16 protein-coding genes are annotated in these 19,496 nt (G+C 36.9%); 4 read left to right on the top strand and 12 right to left on the bottom strand.

Going from position 1 to position 19,496, the window contains the following annotated elements:
* The first annotated feature begins 1 nt into the window (after window position 1).
* Complete coding sequence (locus tag G521_RS17830; protein WP_051189708.1) at window positions 2-613, top strand: C40 family peptidase; 612 nt, start codon at window positions 2-4, stop codon at window positions 611-613.
* Window positions 614-631: 18 nt separating this feature from the next.
* Here G521_RS17830 and G521_RS17825 read toward each other — a convergent pair whose 3' ends face one another.
* Window positions 632-1,228: a hypothetical protein gene (locus G521_RS17825; RefSeq protein WP_051189707.1), complete on the bottom strand. Its 597-nt coding sequence runs from the start codon at window positions 1,226-1,228 to the stop codon at window positions 632-634.
* Window positions 1,229-1,344: 116 nt separating this feature from the next.
* Between G521_RS17825 and G521_RS0111235 the strand changes: the two genes are divergently transcribed.
* Window positions 1,345-1,716 carry a sulfite exporter TauE/SafE family protein gene (locus G521_RS0111235; protein ID WP_081675067.1) on the top strand — a complete coding sequence of 124 codons (372 nt, stop codon included), beginning with the start codon at window positions 1,345-1,347 and terminating at the stop codon, window positions 1,714-1,716.
* Between the two features lie 30 nt (window positions 1,717-1,746).
* Here the strand turns inward: G521_RS0111235 and G521_RS0111230 are convergent, their stop codons facing one another.
* The 4 genes from G521_RS0111230 to G521_RS0111215 all read right to left on the bottom strand — a co-directional run bounded on the left by G521_RS0111230 (window position 1,747) and on the right by G521_RS0111215 (window position 8,416).
* Window positions 1,747-3,585 carry a UbiD family decarboxylase gene (locus G521_RS0111230; protein WP_026898626.1) on the bottom strand — a complete coding sequence of 613 codons (1,839 nt, stop codon included), beginning with the start codon at window positions 3,583-3,585 and terminating at the stop codon, window positions 1,747-1,749.
* Window positions 3,586-3,951: 366 nt separating this feature from the next.
* Entirely contained in the window at window positions 3,952-6,087 is a 2,136-nt protein-coding gene (locus G521_RS0111225) for an elongation factor G (RefSeq protein WP_026898625.1), read from the bottom strand.
* A 262-nt stretch (window positions 6,088-6,349) separates the two neighbouring features.
* Window positions 6,350-6,808, bottom strand: a complete 459-nt coding sequence (locus tag G521_RS0111220) for a deoxycytidylate deaminase (protein ID WP_026898624.1) — start codon at window positions 6,806-6,808, stop codon at window positions 6,350-6,352.
* A complete protein-coding gene (locus G521_RS0111215; RefSeq protein ID WP_026898623.1) occupies window positions 6,809-8,416 on the bottom strand; it encodes an MFS transporter in 1,608 nt (535 codons plus the stop codon).
* Between the two features lie 157 nt (window positions 8,417-8,573).
* On the opposite strand from G521_RS0111215, the gene G521_RS0111210 reads away from it, so the two are divergent.
* Window positions 8,574-9,203 carry a LysE family translocator gene (locus tag G521_RS0111210; RefSeq protein ID WP_026898622.1) on the top strand — a complete coding sequence of 210 codons (630 nt, stop codon included), beginning with the start codon at window positions 8,574-8,576 and terminating at the stop codon, window positions 9,201-9,203.
* Window positions 9,204-9,263: 60 nt separating this feature from the next.
* Here the strand turns inward: G521_RS0111210 and G521_RS0111205 are convergent, their stop codons facing one another.
* The 6 genes from G521_RS0111205 to G521_RS0111180 all read right to left on the bottom strand — a co-directional run bounded on the left by G521_RS0111205 (window position 9,264) and on the right by G521_RS0111180 (window position 16,906).
* Window positions 9,264-11,165 carry an amidophosphoribosyltransferase gene (locus G521_RS0111205; protein WP_026898621.1) on the bottom strand — a complete coding sequence of 634 codons (1,902 nt, stop codon included), beginning with the start codon at window positions 11,163-11,165 and terminating at the stop codon, window positions 9,264-9,266.
* Between the two features lie 91 nt (window positions 11,166-11,256).
* Window positions 11,257-12,063 carry a glutamate racemase gene (murI, locus tag G521_RS0111200; protein ID WP_026898620.1) on the bottom strand — a complete coding sequence of 269 codons (807 nt, stop codon included), beginning with the start codon at window positions 12,061-12,063 and terminating at the stop codon, window positions 11,257-11,259.
* 112 nt (window positions 12,064-12,175) lie between these two features.
* On the bottom strand, window positions 12,176-12,733 hold the full coding sequence (locus G521_RS0111195; RefSeq protein WP_026898619.1) for an OmpH family outer membrane protein: 558 nt from the start codon (window positions 12,731-12,733) through the stop codon (window positions 12,176-12,178).
* Between the two features lie 130 nt (window positions 12,734-12,863).
* Complete coding sequence (locus tag G521_RS0111190) at window positions 12,864-13,394, bottom strand: OmpH family outer membrane protein (RefSeq protein WP_026898618.1); 531 nt, start codon at window positions 13,392-13,394, stop codon at window positions 12,864-12,866.
* Between the two features lie 5 nt (window positions 13,395-13,399).
* Window positions 13,400-15,946 carry an outer membrane protein assembly factor BamA gene (gene bamA, locus G521_RS0111185; RefSeq protein ID WP_026898617.1) on the bottom strand — a complete coding sequence of 849 codons (2,547 nt, stop codon included), beginning with the start codon at window positions 15,944-15,946 and terminating at the stop codon, window positions 13,400-13,402.
* 219 nt (window positions 15,947-16,165) lie between these two features.
* A complete protein-coding gene (locus G521_RS0111180; RefSeq protein ID WP_026898616.1) occupies window positions 16,166-16,906 on the bottom strand; it encodes an isoprenyl transferase in 741 nt (246 codons plus the stop codon).
* A 316-nt stretch (window positions 16,907-17,222) separates the two neighbouring features.
* Here G521_RS0111180 and G521_RS17050 point away from each other — a divergent pair, with 316 nt between their 5' ends.
* Window positions 17,223-18,671, top strand: coding sequence for a sensor histidine kinase (locus G521_RS17050; protein WP_155975782.1), 1,449 nt, complete (start codon window positions 17,223-17,225; stop codon window positions 18,669-18,671).
* Here the strand turns inward: G521_RS17050 and porG are convergent.
* Window positions 18,668-19,477 (bottom strand): type IX secretion system protein PorG, encoded by an 810-nt coding sequence (gene porG, locus G521_RS0111170; RefSeq protein ID WP_026898615.1) that lies wholly within the window; start codon window positions 19,475-19,477, stop codon window positions 18,668-18,670. The genes G521_RS17050 and porG overlap by 4 nt on opposite strands.
* Between the last annotated feature and the right edge of the window lie 19 nt (window positions 19,478-19,496).

Below are 19,496 nucleotides of genomic sequence, written 5' to 3'. Positions count from 1 at the left end.
CATGAAACTATTCTCAGTTATTTTTTTAGCATCAGCCTTACTGGTTTCATGCGGTTGGGGCGATAATACTCATTACACAGGAGGTAGCAGTTCTGATACGATAAATCACGAAAATAAATCTGCAGATACTTTCCAAATCAGCGGAGTAAAGGAAATGTGGGATTATTCTGATACCATAAAATCTAAATCCATAAAAACCGGTAATACGAATCCCGATGAATTGGTCTCTTTTGCAAATACACTTACAGGAATACCCTATAAATATGGATCAATAAATCCCAACGAAGGATTCGATTGTTCCGGATTTATTACTTATGTATTTAATCGTTTCGGGATTGCGGTACCGCGTTCTTCCAAAGATTTTAATGAGGTTGAACGAAAAATTAGTTTAAAGGAATCCAAACCCGGCGATCTGATTTTATTTACAGGGACAGACAGTACCATTCGTGAAGTGGGCCATATGGGAATTATCGCATCAAACGACGGATCAGAAATCAGGTTTATTCATTCTACATCTGGCAAAGCATACGGTGTAACCACTACCCCATTAAATAAATATTACCAGGGAAGATTTGTTAAGGCACTGAGAATTTTCAATTCAAATAATAATTAAGCCCAAGTGCAGGCAAAGCTAATTTTTAATAGTTTTTAAATAATTTATACTTATTTCTTCAATTGACTTTGTTTCTGTTTTCTCCAGAACCTCGTTCTTTATTGTATTATAAAATGCATAGTGTTTGCCATTCCATCGCCAAACCGGAAACTCAAAACCAGGGCCGCCAATAATAAGATCGGGATATCCCAAATTGGAATCGGGCAGAACTGAAATCATGGCAGGAAATCCCAGATGGTTTTGATAACTTCCGGAAGCATCCTTTATAAAGAGCATAGCAGATATTCCGGTCATGCCCGAAGTATATGAATTTCCATAAATTATAAATATTTCCTCATTACCATCTTTGTTCATATCTGTAATAAAGGATTGGGCCGAGAAAGCATATTCCATACTTTCTTTATCAAGAGCAAAGGGCAGATCAGTTTTATTAGTTAATATAAATCCTGTTTTTAAAAATACGAGGTTTTTATCCGCATCACTTAGCTTGCTTATGGTTTTAAAAAGAATTGAAGCTCCTTTTGATAAAGGATGAGCGATTTTAGATTGAGCATGTGTTTCCAAGATCAGGCTTATGATGAGAAAATTTACCAGGATAAGTTTTAGATTTTTCATTTCTAAGGATTTTATCTTTGTAATTCTGTATAAATTTAATTACAATCTTTTATAGGTTGACAGGCTTTCCTGATTATTTAATAATTTGCCGCCTCTCAAAACATAAAATTAATTTCATGAATAAAATGGCAACACTAATCATATTAATCATCATCGGAATTTTGGCGGGAGTTTTAAGCGGATTAATAGGAATAGGAGGTGGAATAATAGTAATACCAGCACTTGTTTTTATTCTGGGATACAGCCAGCAAACCGCACAGGGAACCACCCTTGCAATGATGGTTCCTCCAATTGGATTATTAGCAGCATTTGCTTATTATAAAGAAGGATATGTAGATATTAAGTCTTCAGCCATTATTTGTATCGGGTTTGTAATAGGAAGTTATTTTGGCGCTAAATATGCTGCCGGAATTCCTGAAATACAACTCCGGAAAATTTTCAGCATCATCCTAATACTGGTGGCTTTAAAAATGTTCTTCTCCAAATAATATGGTTTGATTATTTGATCAAGATAATTACTATATAATTCCTTCCAATGCTCCCCCTTTGACTCCGAGCTGGTCTACCCTTTTCTCAATAACTGGATCAAAAATTAGTGGTGGTGCATGGTGAGGTTTAATTCGGGCATCAATAATCAGGGGTCCTTTGCATCCCCAGTGCTTATGCTCGGTAAAACTGTTTATGCCGTAAATATCATGTGAAGGATTGCTCCTTGTAAAAGTGATCCATACAAAATTGTTTATTGTCTCAGCAGTAAAACCGGCATCATCTACCAGGACCATTAAGGGCAGGCCATCCAGCAAATAAATTTTTAACGCATCATTAAGTAAATCAATCTGAGATAAGGTTTCTTCTTCGCTTGTGTAAGTAGGTGATTCAACCGCCATAATTCCCGGCATAACCATTTTGTAATTTTGAAATGGCCTGGGCAGAGAAAAGGAAGGTGGCATTTCAGCCCAAAGCTCCCTCTTGATTTCTCCGGCAACAGCAATTGCAACTTTAGAACCTGAGTTTATATTGGTTCCGCTGTAATCCAGCGTATCAATAGTTGTTCGGGTATAAAAATGGAGATCACGGGTCAAATCTATACGCTCAAGGACATGCTGAAAGAATTTAGGAATGTCATGAGTGTTTAAATCCGGATTATCTTCTTTAGCACAAATAAACAAATACTTGGCAAGACTTAGCTGGTTCTTTCCAAGTATATGATTAGCAATTGTTAAAATTTCCTGTGGTTTTCTTTCTTTAAGATAAGGCGTGTAGCGCTCACTCCCTATAACAAACAGCAGCGGATGAACACCAGCTGCATCTACCGCATTTACTTCATGCAAGCCCGGAATTTCTGATGGAATTGCAGCACCAGTAATTTCATGTATCAATGCCCCAAAACTGGTATCTTCCTGCGGAGGCCTCCCAACTACAGTAAAAGACCATATTGGATTTTTTCGATGATATACTTTCCTGACTTTCATTAAAGGGAAAGGATGCTTTAAGCTATAATATCCTAAATGATCTCCAAAGGGTCCTTCTGGTTTATTTTGATGAGGTTCTACTGTGCCGGTAATCACAAAATCGGCATCGGCAGAAATACAAAATCCTTCATCATCATAAAAATACCTGAACCTTCTGTTTCCTAAAGCACCTGCAAAGGTCATTTCAGACAAACCTTCGGGCAATGGCATAACAGCAGATAATGGATGAGACGGAGGCCCTCCCACAAAAATACTAACCTTTAAAGGTTTACCCAGAGCATTGGCCCTGGTTTGATGAACACCGATACCGCGATGAAGCTGGTAATGCAGCCCAATCTCCTCATTTTGAATATATTCATTACCTCCCAGCTGAATCCGATACATTCCGAGATTGGCGTTCATGATTCCGGGCTTATCAATATCTTCGGTATAAACCTGAGGCATAGTTACAAAAGGCCCTCCATCCATGGGCCAGTTAACTATTTGGGGCAATTTGCTGATTTGGGTAGTTCCGAACTTAATCGGCGCAAGCCACTCTCCTTTCATCGGTAAAGCCGATAATGCAGTCATAGATGCAGGAAGATATTTAAGTGGATTTTTTAATGCTTTAACGGGATCTGTTTTAACATCTACCAATAGTTTTATTTTATCTAAGGTATCGCGAAACATAAATTTAGACCGTTCTATTGTACCAAATAAATTAGATGCCGCCGGAAAATCACTTCCTTTTACATTTTCAAATAACAATGCAGGGCCCTGATTCTGGTAAACTCTTAAATGGATGGATGCCATTTCAAGATAAGGGTCAACTTCTTTTTTTATCCGGATTAAATGACCGTGTTTTTCAAGATCATTTATACATGCTTCTAAACTATTATATCCCATTAATTTGAAATTCCACTTTTTTGAGTATAAAATACAAGTCACTAAGTTGAGGAAATATTTCTTAATAGATCCGGATCAGGCCGAAAGGAATTGTCAATACCGGGTTAAATGATTTCGCATTGTTATATCATTTTTAAAAAATTATGAATATACATTGCAAAATATTTCAGCTTTTAATTAATAATCAGGCATTTAGGAATTTCAAATTAATAGAACTATTAAAATTTACCCGGAGAATTGGAAACACTTAGCCGAAGAAGTTTTTTAAGCCACGCAAAAAGTCTATACTATTATTACAGAGAAAGGCACTACATTAATAATTAATGGTATGATTGTAATTCAGAAATGAGTGTTTAAGCAATCCCTTTAATGTAATTCTGCAATCTCCGATTTTTGATATTCTTCAGATAAACGCTTTTGCATTTCGGAGGGTACCGGATAATAATCAGAAAACTGACTGTGAACTTTAGCTCTGCCCTGGCTTACGTTGCGTATTGAAGAGTAAAACTCATCCAGCTCCGCCAAGGGCATCCTGGCTTTGATTATCTGCATGGATTGGTCGTTTTCCATATTTAAAATTGCTCCCCTGTGAGATTGCAATTCTGTTATAACATCGCCCATCATTTCATCCGGAATCTTCACCTCCACCTGATGTACAGGTTCCAAAAGCAGTGGCTCGGCCTGGTAAAAAGCCGCTTTGAAGGCCATCATACCGGCTATTTTAAAAGAAATATCATTACTATCAACGGGGTGCATTTTTCCATCATATACGCTTACCCGAACATCCCGGACATAGGACCCGGTTAGCGGTCCCTCATTCATCTTTTCCATAATCCCCTTGAGTATAGAAGGAATAAACCGGGCATCAATAACCCCGCCCACAATGCAATTGTTAAATACCAGAGTTCCGCCCCAGGGCAATTCAACGGTTTCAGTATCACGTACAGAAAACTCTTTCAAAGGCGAAATCCCGTCAAAATACGGTTCAATTTTTAAAAAAACTTCGCCAAATTGCCCGGCTCCACCGGATTGTTTTTTATGACGATAGGAAGTTAGTGCAGATTTTTGAATGGTTTCGCGATAAGGAACTTTAGCTTTTCTAAATTCCACCTGCATTTTATAAATATGCTCCAGCTTCCATTTGGTTATGGTTAAATGAAGATCTCCCTGAGCCTGAAGTATTACTTGCCTCACTTCCCGGTTATATTCAATGCTGATACCGGGATCTTCCATTTGGAGTTCATTTAATACTTCACTCAATTTTTCCTCGTCCTGTTTGTTTTTAGCTACTATAGCCGCTCTAACTTTTGGTGCGGGGAAATCAATAGGTTCAATGCTGCCTTTCGCACCTTTACCATTAAGAGTATGATTTGTGAATGTATTTTTAAGTTTTAAGGTACAGCCAATATCGCCTGCCTTAAGTCTTTCTACGGTGTTGCGATTTTTTCCATCGGTTACAAACAGCTGAGAGATACGTTCTGTAGCAGATGTTTTTTCGTTGTGCAGTTCCATTCCCGGAATAACCTGTCCGGATAAAACCTTAAAATAGGAAAGTCGTCCTAAATGAGGTTCTACCAATGTTTTAAAAATAAATAACCTTGTGGGTTCATCAGGATCGCAAACAACCTCCTGACCTTCTTCGGTCAGTTCGGGTGACATTTCAGCTGCCGAAGGAGCTACATTGTCTATGAAACCCATCATTCTGCCTGAGCCCATATTTTTTTTACCCGAAAGGCAAAAAACCGGAAAAACCTGATGATTCATCATCCCGATTTTTAGTCCTTTACGAAGCTCATCTTCATCAAGATTGCCCTTTTGGAAATATTGTTCCATAAGGTTTTCATCATTTTCAGCTGCTTTTTCTACCAGCTCATTATGCAGTTCATTTGCTTTCTGGAGTTCATCACCAGGTATCGGCAATTTCTCAGGCTTTCCTCCACCTTCCGGAAATTTATACATAAGCATTTTAAGCAGGTCAATTATGCAGTTAAAACCCGCACCGGAATTGAGAGGATATTGCATTACGGTTACCGCAGAGCCGAAGAGGTTTTTTGCTTCAGCAACAGTTTGAGCGAAATCAGCTTTTTCACTATCCAGCTGATTAACGGCTAAAATTGTTGGTTTTTGATTCCGGTCTACATATTCCCATAGAATTTCTGTACTAACCTCCACGCCATTTTGAGCATTCAAAACTATTACTGCTGTATCGCAAACATGTATAGAATTAATTACTTCTGCTATAAAATCATCTAAGCCGGGAGTATCAATAATATTAATCTTAAAATCCCGCCATTCGGTATGCATCGAAGTTGCGTAAACAGAATTACCCCTCTCCCGCTCAATTTCGTGGTAATCTGAAACAGTATTTTTTTCTTCTATGGTCCCTCTGCGTTTAATTATTCCCGCTTCGAATAGCATTGTCTCGGCAAGTGTGGTTTTGCCGCTTTTCGCAGAGCCAATGAGCACCACGTTTTTAATGTGTTTTTCGTCAAAAGCTTTCATACGCTTGATTTTACAGAACACAATTTGCAGAAATAACTTTATCAGATTCCATCTGATATTGCAAACCGTATATCAAGTTAATTCATTTTTAAGATAAAATGAAGAGCAAAATCAAGCATTTAGAATTTCTGCATAATTCTGATTTTTGGAGGGAATTATTGATGATGAATTTTCGGGCAGATGGGTCTTGCCATTCAAAGATTAAAAAAAAATGCCCCCAAGTGTTTAACTTTTGGGGGCATTCTATAAAGTGTGTTAATTTTTATCCTGCGTATTTTACAGCATTTACACCAAACCTGTTTAAAAAATCTACTCCCTCATCAAAAGATAAGCCTTTAAACTCTGCATAGGAATTCAGGAAAAAAACTTTTTTTATTCCTGAAGAATAAATTAAACGGGCACAGGGCAGGCAAGGCGACAATGTAATATATAACGTTGCACCTTCAAGACTAGAGCCGTTTTTAACAGCATACAAAATAGCGTTTTGCTCAGCGTGTAAAGCCAGCGAACAGCTTCCCTTAGAATCCCGGGCACAGCCGGTTTCTGGCCATTCTTCATCACAGTTATGCGTTCCTGCAGGCGGTCCGTTGTAACCGATTGAAATAATCCTGGTGTCTTTGGTTAAAACTGCACCGACCTGAGCCTTAACGCAGTGAGAGCGTAAGGCCAGGTCGGTGGCAAGATTCATGAAAATATGATCAAAACTTGGTTTAGGGATCATTTAATGAGCAGCTTCTACTTCAATATGGCTTACATCAACTCCTTGTTTTTTCAAAACTGAACTTACTTTCCATGCAAAATAAGCCAGGTAAGCAAAACATACAACAGGTACTACATAAGATAAATGTATCCCGCTGGTATCAGCTAAAATACCCTGCACAGGTGGAATGATAGCTCCTCCCAAAATCATCATAATTAAAAATGAAGAACCCTGGCTGGTATATTTCCCTAAACCTGTAATAGATAATGAGAAAATACATGGCCACATAATCGAACAGCAAAGACCACCGCTTAAAAATGCGAAAATGGATATTTGTCCGGTTGTTGCCAGTCCTATAATCATAGCAATAACCCCTAAAATACCGAAGGTCGCCAGGGTTTTGGCTGGTTTTTCCTGACTGTAAAAAAATCCTGCTACCAATATTGCAACACAGATGGCATATGGAAAGAATTGAGTAACAGGTGTTCCGTTTAAGTAATTTGCAGTTAATATAACAGCGAATGCGATAAATGGAACTACGATGGTTAATATCCTCTTGGTATTTTTTGAAAGATTAAATGCACTGATTGCTCCGGTCCATCTACCAATCATTAGGCTTCCCCAGTAAAGAGAAATGAATGGTGCGATTACAGATTCATCGTAAGCTCCAAATTCAGGTAATTTTAATAAAGCGCCCATGTTACTTTGAATACTTACTTCTACACCGACATATGTGAAGATGGCAAGCATTCCTAAAATCAGTTGCGGATATTGCATTGCACCCCAACCGTTCTTGTCTTTAGATGCTGCAGAAAGTGATAATAATAATGTTCCAACAATTATTACCAATGCGGCATAAACAAAAACTGATTTACTCAATCCTGTCATATCAGTTAAAGGACCGGAAGCGAGAATTAATATAAAACCAATAAATATTACAAACAGAGGAATATTTGTTTTTCCGCTTGCTTCAATTTTCTCGTCACTGGTTACCTTTGGCAATTTTGAAATTGCAAAGAAAGCTGCTACGAATAGAAAAAGACCTGCTAAAATATAGTATAAAGTGATTACAGAAGTTATTTCTACTTCTTTTGCAACTGCACTACTAGCTGTTCCAAACAAAATAATACTTACAACGATAGGGCCCAGTAATGTTCCGAAGTTGTTAATACCACCTGCCAAATTTAAGCGGTGTGCTCCTGTTTCTGGTGTACCCAAAGCTACTGCAAAAGGATTTGCGGCTGTTTGCTGCAATGAAAAACCAATGGCAATAAAAAAGAAAGAAGTTAGTATCAAAGCAAATGAACCAGACTCGACAGATGGAACCATAGATAAAGCTCCTGCAGCAGAAATTACAAGTCCTAGTATAATACCATTTTTGTAACCCAGCTTATTTAAAATGTCCACCTTACTAATCTTAGAAGCATAGAATAATATTAATGAACCAATAAAATAACCTCCATAAAAAGTAAAGTCTATCAGCTGTGATTCAAACTGGGTTAAATTAAAATGCGTCTTGCAAAAAGGAATAAATATTCCATTACTGGCAGCAACAAAGCCCCAGAAAAAAAACACGCTTATAAGCGTGTACATTGCTGATGGATTACTTTTTTGTGAGTTGGGTTCCATTTGAAATTAGTTAGGTTTAAAGGAAATTAAATCTAACATAATTCAAATAATTGAAACAAGCTAAAATTTTAGTGTTTTTATGTGATACTAGATAAAAGCTATTGATTTTTTAGCTTTAAATCGCATATTCGCAATTGCAGTTATAAATAATAGGTAAATGCTCGAATCTATAATATCGGGAATAGGGCTTGGACTTGTTTTGTCCTTTTTAACAGGTCCCGTTTTTTTTGCTTTAATTAAAACAAGTATCGAAAAAGGCTTTTATGCAGGTGTTTCTCTTGCAGGAGGCGTTTTGTTAAGTGATATTTTATACGTAGCCCTAACCTTATACGGCACTTCCTTTCTTGCCCTGGAAAACACCTATCGACTGCCAATCGGCATAACGGGCAGTATTATTCTGCTTTCTATCGGAGTGTATTATTTATTCAAAAAGGTAAAAATAAATTATGAAAATTCAACTTCGAAGCGGCATAACACCGGTTATTTTTTCAAGGGTTTTTTCATGTGTATTTTCAATCCAGCCATCCTTTTATACTGGATAAGCGTTACCAGCGGCGTTATTTCTGTAGCCGGAGAATTTCAGGCCAAAAACATTATACCTTTTTATTCCGCCATTCTGCTGACCCAGTTCAGCATCGATATTACCAAAGCGTATTACGCTAACAAATTGCGTTACCGGATTAAAGAGAAAACTATTTCCAGACTCAATCAGGTTGCCGGGATTCTTATTATTATTTTTGCCTTCCGGCTGATTTATAACCTTGTTATCGGTCATTCCTTAATATAATCCATTAAAAAAGGGATTAAACATAAGTCTAATCCCTTAACAATTTATTGAAATACAGGTTTAATAAGCCCGCTGATTCTTGCCTTCTACCCAGTTCATAAAAGCTTTATTCACGACCTTGTTTCCGCCTTTGGTGGGATAATTTCCTGAAAAATACCAATCCCCCAAATGATCCGGACAGGCTTTATGCAAATTATCAAGAGTCTGATAAATTACTTCAACCTCTGCATTTACTTCTTTAGGAGTGATAATCTTTGCGATTTTTGCCGAAATTTCTTCATCAGTAAAAGGATCATAAATAGCTTTCACGTAGTTTTCAACTTCTTCTTTATCCAAATATTGGGTGGCCACACATTTCTGGTAAGTAGATTTAATAATATGCTCTTGTGCGGTTTCTCTAAGCAAGGTAATTGCAGCTTCAAATGCCACAAATTCACCCATACGCGACATATCTATACCATAACAATCCGGATAACGAATTTGCGGTGCTGATGAAACAACCAGAATTTTTTTAGGCCCGAGTCTATCCAATATTTTTAAAATGCTTTGCTTCAATGTAGTTCCCCGAACAATGGAATCATCCAGAACTACCAAATTATCTGTGCCTCGTTTTACGACACCATATGTAGTATCATAAACATGAGCAACCATATCCTGCCTGTCTGCGTCCTGCGTAATAAACGTTCGAAGCTTAACATCTTTAATGGCAATCTTTTCAAACCTTGGAGCCATGCTGAGGACTTTTGATAACTCTTCATCAGATATTTTATCGGCACGATTTAATAAAGTCTCTTTCTGGAAATTTTTAACATACTTATTTATTCCTTCTACCACTCCATAAAAAGCTACTTCTGCAGTATTAGGTATATATGAAAAAACTGTATTCTGAAGATCATGTTTAACAGATTCTAAAATCTGAGGACATAATAACCGACCTAATTGCTTTCGCTCACGGTATATAGAGGCATCGCTTCCGCGTGAAAAGTAGATCCGTTCAAAAGAGCATGATTTCTGTTCATCAGGCTCACGGAATTGTTCTTCGGAAATAGCTCCGTTTTTACGTACGATCAGAGCATGGCCGGGTTTTATTTCCTTGATACTTTCTAAAGGAACATTAAAAGCGGTTTGAATAGCCGGTCTTTCGGATGTTACAACAACAATTTCATCATCCTGATAATAAAATGCAGGACGAATACCTGCAGGATCACGCATAACAAAAGCATCACCATGACCAAAAATACCGCTAATTGTATATCCTCCATCCCAGTTTTTTGCCGAGCGGCGGAGTATTTTGGCTACATCCAGATGATCAGCAATTTCATGACTGATCTGTGCATTTGAAAAACCTTCCTTATTAAATTTATCAAACAGTTCCTGATTCTCTGTGTCCAGGAAGTGACCAATTTTTTCAAGCACGGTAACTGTGTCGGCACGTTCCTTTGGATGCTGACCGAGTTCGAATAATTGCTCAAGCAGTTCATCTACATTGGTCATATTGAAGTTACCAGAGATAACCAGGTTACGGGTCATCCAGTTATTCTGACGAAGGAATGGATGACAACTTTCAATACTGTTTTTACCGTGGGTGCCGTAACGCAAATGACCCATTAACACTTCGCCGGTAAAACTTATATTTTCTTTAAGCCATTGTGCATCCTGCAAAAGCTCGGGAGAATTTTTCTGAACATCCGCAAATTTATTTTGCACGTACTCAAAAATCTCTGCCACGGCATTTGCTCCGGTAGAACGGTAACGACTAATATATCGGTTTCCGGGTTTGACATCCAGTTTTATAGTTGCAATACCGGCTCCATCCTGTCCACGGTTATGCTGCTTTTCCATTAACAAATACAGCTTATTCAACCCATAAAGGGAGGTACCGTATTTTTCCTGATAAAAAGAGAGAGGTTTTAAAAGGCGGATAAGAACTACCCCGCACTCGTGTTTTATTTGTTCGCTCATAGCTACTAATGAGCGGGCAAAAATACGGTTTTTAAATACAAATTACCAGTCATTTTACCGTAAGCTTTAAACTCAGCTGTTCAAAAAATGATCACTCCCAGATATTTTTTAATTTCAGATGAATTTGTTCACCAAAAAACAACCGGGTACTGTTTTCAAAAGAGGAGGTGAAATCTGAAACAAAAAACTGATGATCTGCCGGAATTCCACCATTTAAAAGATCAAGCTTTACAAGGGTATTTTTAATATGTTCTGCCACAATTTTTGCAGTATTAATTATAGTTACCTTTCCATTAAAATATTCATCAATCTCTTTCTGAATCAATGGATAATGGGTACATGCCAGTACGAGCGTATCAATTGAATATAATTCGGGCGAGGACAGATAAGACCTGATAACCGTGTGGCTAATGTTGTTATTATAAAATCCTTCCTCAATCATTGGAGCAAGTAAAGGCGTTGCTAATGCAGATACTTCCTTTGCCGGTGCTGCAATTTTTAATTTATTGGTGTAAACTCCAGAATTTATAGTGGACTTGGTACCAATTACCCCAATTTTTTGAAATGCTTTATTATCTGCCAAAAAATCGACTACCGGATCTATAACATTCACTATGTGAACTTTATCTGCAAAAGCCTCCACAAGTTTAGTATACGCATGGGAAGAAGCAGTATTGCATGCAATTACAATGAGTTTGCAATTTTGATCTAACAGAAACCTGCCAATTTTTAAACTATAAGATCTGATCGCTTCCGGAGATTTATCGCCGTAAGGCAAATGTGCCGTATCACCAAAATAAATAAGCTGTTCATTCGGGAGAATTTTGTGAATTGCGTTAGCAACTGTTAATCCTCCAATCCCCGAATCGAATATGCCTATAGGTTGGTTTGAGCTCATTGATAAAAGTAATATTTAAAAATTAATTGAAAAAATGGGGCTATACGATTATGGTGCATAAAAAAAGTGCAAAGAGTTTCCTCTTTGCACTTCATGCTATTAAGCCCTATAATTACTTTTTAGGAGCTGCTGCAGATGCAGAGATTCCCAATTTAGTTTTTACGGCAACCAACAGATCATCACCACCATCAAAATAAACTACTCCGGGTTGTGAAACATCAAACACGTAGGCATAACCTTTTTCTTTGGCTACAACCTTAACTGCATCTTCTGCCTTTTTAAATACCGGCTGGTATAGTTCAGTACGTTTCGCAGTTAATTCTTCCTGAGATTTCTCCTGAGTTTCTCCAATTCTTTTTTCCATATCCTGGATATCCTTAGCTAAAAGTTCCAATTGCTTGCCCACATCTACTTTGTTTGCTTCACTAATTGTTTTCGCTTTTTCCTGATATGAAACTATTTTTTTCTGGCGCTCGGCATCCATTTGTTCTAACGCAGTTTGTTTTGCTTTTGCGAAAGTCTGAAAATTTGCATCAGCTGTTTTCATTTCGGGCATGGCCTGTAGAAGGTCGCTCGAGTTAATATGACCAAACTTTTGTTGAGCATTTACTGCGTTACCTGCAAATAATAATCCAACCGCAACTACTGCTACTTTTACTAATTTTCTCATTTGTATATTTTTGTTTTGTTTTTATTTACGATTATATAAAATTTTCCTTTAATATTTAATTTTAATAGTATTGATCAGAATGCTGCCTTTATTCGTTCTTGTATGGTGTGTGATAAAAACTTAGACTATTCTATTTTACAAAAACCCCGGGTTTATACCCCAGCCGGGTTATCACTTCATTGCTTTTATCTAAACGCGGATTAGCAAATAATAGCGTCACTTCACTGTTTTTATCAAAAATCATATCCAGCTGCTGATCATCTGCCAAAGCTTGTACAGCTTTAGACACCTTTTCCTGAATAGGTTTAATCAGCCTGCTTCTTTGCTGAAATAATTCGCCTTCAAAGCCAAACTTTATGCGCTGAAACTCCTTTGCCTCTTTTTCTTTTTCAATAATTTCGCTTTCGCGACGCTTGCGCATATCATCCGTTAATAAAACCTGATCAGCCTGATAAGCCTTGTATAACCTTTCAATATCTGCAAATTTAGCATCTGCTTCTTTTTGCCATTGTGCTGAAACTGCATCTAATTGCTTTTGAGCCGAATTATATTCGGGAATATGTTTCAGTATATATTCACTGTCAACATATGCAAAACGCTGGGCAAAAGCACCGGTTACGCCAATAACTGCAAAGAATAATGTTAAAAGAATTTTCTTCATACAAATTAATTAAATCCGCCGCTTAAAGACTGGGCAATGCTAAAATGGAATTGTCCTTTATTGGCATCCGGTAAACCAGGAATACGGTCAAATCCATACCCATAATCAATACCTAATAAACCAAAGATAGGAAGGAATACCCTTGCGCCCACACCCACAGATCTGCGTACATTAAAAGGAGCAAACTCCCTGAAGCTATTCCATGTATTACCACCTTCTGCAAAAGCAAGTACGAAAACAGTTGCCTGCTGGTTTAATGTAATCGGGTGTCGCAATTCCAAAAGATATTTATTGAAGATGGGACTACCGGAACGCTGTGCAATATTTGGATTAGATCCTATCGGGATAACTGTATTATTGGCGTATCCACGCATTGCAATTACCTCAGATCCCTGAAGGAAATCAAATCCTTGCATTCCGTCTCCACCTAATTTAAAACGTTCGAAAGCTGATTGACCAACAGCTCTGTTGTAAGACCCAAGGAATCCGAACTGAGCCTGAGCTTTTAAAACAAGCTTTCCGGCAATACGCTGAAACCATTGTGATTCAAACTTAGTCTTAAAATACTCAGTATAACGATATTTATCCTGATCTGTAGCGGTTTTATAGTTAACATCATTTAACAGAGAATACGGAGGCGTAGCCTGAAGTGTTAATTTCAGATTCGTTCCAGAAGTTGGATAAATCGGTGCATCAACAGAATTACGGCTAATTTCCTGTGTTAAGTTAAAGTTGTAAGCGGTTCCGTTAGAGAATAAGAAACCTGAATAGTTATTCAATTTATATTGCTGGAAATTTAATGACGTATTTGCCTGGAAATAATCATCAGGGAATTTCAATTTCTGTCCCAGCGTGAATGTAATTCCGTTAAGGCGAATCTTTTGCAAATCTGCATTACTCTGAGAAAGTCCATTAGACTGCAAAGAAGTAAAAGCGCTGATTCCAAAATATATAGGCTTTCTGCCACCTAACCAAGGCTCGGAGAAAGAAAAACTATAAGATTGATAAAACTTGCCGTTAGTTTGCCCGCGAATACTCAATTTCTGACCATCACCTTTTGGAAGTGGTTTCCATGCTTTTAAGTTGAAAAGATTTCTGGCAGAAAAGTTATTAAAGGTTAAACCTAAAGTTCCGACCACACGGCCGCCACCAAAACCACCCGATAATTCGATTTGATCAGATGGCTTTTCAACCACATTGTATTCAATATCAACTGTACCATCATTCGGATTAATGTTAATTGGCTTAGGTTCAGTTTTCTGATCATCAAAATTACCTAACTGGGCAATTTCCCTTGTACTACGAACAATATCTGATTTAGAAAATTTCTGTCCCGGTTTAGTACGAATCTCTCTAAGAACTACTTTGTCATTGGTAAGCTCATTTCCTTTTAAGATGATTTTATTAATAGTGTACTGAGGCCCTTCATACATCCGTATTTCTACGTCGATACTATCGCCGTAAATTTTAGTTTGAACCGGATCTCCCTGATAAGTAAGATATCCGGCATCCAGATATAAAGAACTAATGTCTTCGCCATTTGCGGTAGGACCGCTTAATCTTTTATTTAATTTATCTTCACTAAAAACATCTCCTTTATTAATCGCCAGAATTTTATTCAGCAAACTGGTAGGATATTTTGCATTTCCTGCAAATGTTATGTTTCCGAAATAATATTTTGGACCCTCGTAAAGTTTAAAATTGATATTCACAGAGTTATCTGCATTTCTGATAATGGTGTCACTTACAATTTCTGCATCGCGATAGCCTTTATCCTGCATCTTAGAAACAAGCGCAAGTTTGTCTTCTTCATATTTATCCAACAGGAATTTACCTGCTCCAAAAATTCTGTAGAAAGCACGCTCTTTGGTTTTCTTTAAATATTTTTTTAACTGTTTGTCTTTAAAATCCTTGTTTCCTTCAAATGTGATTTGATTAACTTTTACCCGTTCATTTTTATCAACATTTATATTCAGGATTACATTGTTTGCTTCTGCCGTATCTTTCACCTCAGTAATTTCTACATCGGTATATAAAAAACCTTTTTCATTAAAATGCTTTTTAATAATATCTGTTGTTGTCTTCCGTAAATTCTCATTTACCACTTTGCCGGTTTTGTCAACCAGTTTAGCCTGTATATCTTCTGTTTCGCTTTTGCGTAAGCCTTTTAAAGTAATGCGTGTTAAACGCGGACGCTCTACCACAATTATTTCAAAGAAAATAGAATCTCCTTTAACCTCGGCAATATTCAGTTGAACATCATCAAAAAGACCCTGAGCCCATAAATTTTTAATAGCGTTTGAAGTCGCATCACCAGGCACCATAATTTTTTCGCCTATAGTTAATTTGGATATGGTGATTAGAACATCTTTATCCAGGAATTGCGCCCCGTTAACCGTTGTGCCACCAATAACATATTCTTTCGGATTTAGATAGCTGAATTCCTGACTTTCGGTGGCTTTAATACTTGTAGTAGAACCTGTTCGGCCAAATTGAGCCATAGCAGAAGTACCGGAAATAAGAAAGAATATTATAAATATAAAACGGTTCATTTTGTGGATTTAACGGTGCTAAAATAACTTAATCAGTTGTTAAAAAGTGTTAAAAGTAAAAATTAGTTGGTGTGAGGATGATTACAACCGGCTAATGTGATACGTACATTCATCTCTTGCTTTTAAAATTCCATCAGGTTAATTGATTATAATTTTGAAGGTTTTTCAAGCCTCCATATATTTTTGATTGCGGGAATGTTAATTGCGATGTTATTTCTTTCAGGGAAGTTGCTCACTCGTTAATCCAAAACGTCTCTCACGTTTCTGATAATCAAGTACAGCCTCAAATAAATCATCCCGTCTGAAATCAGGCCATAGTTTTGGGGTAAAATATAATTCTGAATAGGCTAATTGCCATAACAAATAATTACTGATCCGAAACTCACCACTGGTGCGGATCATTAATTCCGGATCGGGCATAGATGCGGTGTTCAATTCGGAAGCAAAAATATCTTCATTAATTTCTGAAGCCTTCAATTCACCTTGTTCTACTTTAAGAGCTAAATTTTTAGCCGCATTTGTAATTTCCCATCTGGAGCTGTAACTAAGGGCAAGAGTTAAAGTACAATTAGTATTCTGAGACGTTTTAACAATGGTTTCCTGCAATTGACGGTAACATTTTTCCGGCAGTGATTTTAAGTTCCCGATTGCGTTCAACCGAACGCCGTTATTCATCAACGTTTTAGTTTCTTTATTAATTGTAGCAACAAGCAATTCCATCAAAGCTAAAACTTCCAGCTTTGGCCTATTCCAGTTCTCTGTAGAAAAAGCATATAAAGTTAAATACTTCACGCCCAGCTCTACTGCACCTTCAACCGTATCACGAACTGCCAGCACACCATTTTGATGACCAAATACTCTGAGTTTGCCTTTTTCTTTAGCCCAGCGCCCGTTCCCATCCATTATTACAGCCACATGCTGAGGTATTTTTTCTATATCTATTTGCTCCAGAAAACCCATTAAAACATATTAATCATACTTTATAATAATAATACTGATTGGGAAAGTATTAAATTTCAATTCGCAAAGGTAGAACTTACTTTGCATTTATTTAGTATATCATTTCGATGAGTTATTAGGCAATCGTATCAGCCACGCAAAAAAACATTTCTTTAATGAAAGTTTTTTACAAAATATATTTTGTAATTTAAATGCAATATCAATTTCGCGTGAACAAGTAATAGTCAGCTCCTGTCTTTAAGTTTTCCCTTTTCAATTTTACTTGCCTGCTTCCTGTTAGTTATATTTTAGGTTTTGGATTCTATCTATTTAAAAATTGAAAAATTCGATAAACTACTTACGGACACTTGTAAAGAATAAAGTATTTACATTACTTCTTATACTTATCCTATCCTGGATTTGTATGATCACCATGAATTATTTCACCATTAATTTATTATCCTCTACCAGAGCATATATAAATGGTGAATCACATTACGCCCGGAGTCAAAAAAATGCAGGCAGAAATCTTTTACTGTATGTTTACTCGGCAGAACCCATCTATTACAAAAGGTTTGAACATCATATCAATATCCCAATTAAAGATAGTTTGGCCAGAGTTATGATGAACCGCAATGAAAATCTGGCAAGTATTAAAAAGGTGCTGCTAAGTGCGGGAAATACTCAGGAAAATGTAAATGATTTTTTATGGCTGGGGAAAAAGATTTACCAGTTTCCTTTTCTTTCCCGTGCTTTCATAGAATGGAAAGAAGCCGATTTGCTCATCGGTCAATTACACGTTTTGGGCAAGCAAATAAATCAAGCTATTAGTAAGGGTCGGTTATCGGAGAATGAAAAGATTTTCTACGCCAAAAGAATCAATAAAATATCACAAAGCTTGATGCTTCGGGAAGTAAATTTTTCTAAAATTCTAAACGGAGGTATCAAAGATGTTACCTTTTGGGTTTATGTGGCAAATATTTTTATCATTCTTATAATTTTTGGCAGCTCTATACTTAAATCAGGTTTACTAATAAACTCACTTGCAAAGACAAAAACTGAGCTGGAAGTAAAAAATGAACTTCTTACAACTACCAATGAAGAGTTAGATAAATTTGTTTACAGTGCATCGCATGATCTGCGGGCACCATTAGCTTCTTTAAAAGGACTAATAATGTTAGCTAATGAGGAGAAAAATCCTAATGAAATTAAAAATTATCATCTTCTTATGCTTCAGACTGTTGAGAAGCAAGATCGATTTATTTCAGACATAATTGACTTTTCAAGAAATAAAAAGACAGAGAAAGTGATGCAAATTGTTCAGCTGGAAGAATTAATTGACGAATCCATTGAACAGCATATTTATTATTACAGAGATCATGCGATACAGATCAAGAAAAAAATTGAGGTAAATAAGGTCATTTCTGATCCCATCAGGTTAAAGATAATCCTCAATAACTTAATTTCCAATGCTGTTAAATATGGTGATCCGTTGAAACCAGTTACAATAATTAAAATTTTATCCTATCAAACGGAAAATTCAATTTGCATTGAAGTGATTGATAATGGAATTGGAATTGAAAAGGAAGAAATAAATAAGATTTTTGATATGTTTTTTGTTAGCGCTAAAAACGATATCGGTACCGGTCTTGGACTTTATATTGCCAAAGAATCTACTCTGAAATTAGGAGGAACCATAAGTGTTCATTCTCATATCGGGATGGGAACCAAATTCACTGTTTGTTTACCCTTGGATACTGTTGAGAATCAATCGCCCTTAATTTAAAATGTAGGACACTTACGTGAAACAAACGTATATGTAAGACTAAATCCTGCAAACATGTACGTGTCTCTTTTGCGGTAATCTCCTCTTTGGGTATTGGGCAAACCAATTTTAGGATTGCTGCGATCTGACAGCGCCGCCCTTTCAAGAGTGAATGAATCAGATTGGTCAAGAGGAGAAAAATCAGGATAATTACCACTCACATCGTCCAAATAATCGGTAAAGGCGGTTCTATACCCTAATTCTCCTATTACATTCCAGTTTCCCTTTACATTATATTTTATCCCGGCACCGTATGGAACGGTGAGAGAATATGTTCTATAGGCGTCTGATAAATTTGCATTTTCTGTTACATATTTGGGAAGTTCATATTCAATATCATTTAACATGGTTTTTGGATTGAACATCATACCGCCGATACCAGTAAATATATAAGGCGAAAATTTCCTTGATCCGGCAATTGGAAAAAGCCCCGGCAAATAATTAAAAAAATTAAATTCTGTTTGAAAAGTAAGCTCCGTAACCGGAGAATAAAAATTAAGATTTCTTTGCTGCTGCTGTTCATAAGGAGAATTAGCATCATCCGAACGGATATTTCCATGCATTGCAGCTAATTTAAATGACCAGTAGCCGTCTATATTTCTTTTTACCTGACCGCCAAAGGCAAAGTCAGTAAACTTGTATGCTTTAATCGGGTTGATATCACCCATATAGCCCGAGCTGCCGGCGAAGCCACCAATTTCCCAGGTTTGGGCATCAGAATGAACTGCTTGTATGATTAAAAAAATGAAAATGAAGAGTTTGCGCATGCAGTTTTAAAAAAATATC

The organism is Daejeonella oryzae DSM 19973 (assembly GCF_000422945.1).
Lineage (GTDB): Bacteria > Bacteroidota > Bacteroidia > Sphingobacteriales > Sphingobacteriaceae > Daejeonella > Daejeonella oryzae.
This window is presented reverse-complemented; position numbering and strand designations above follow the sequence as displayed.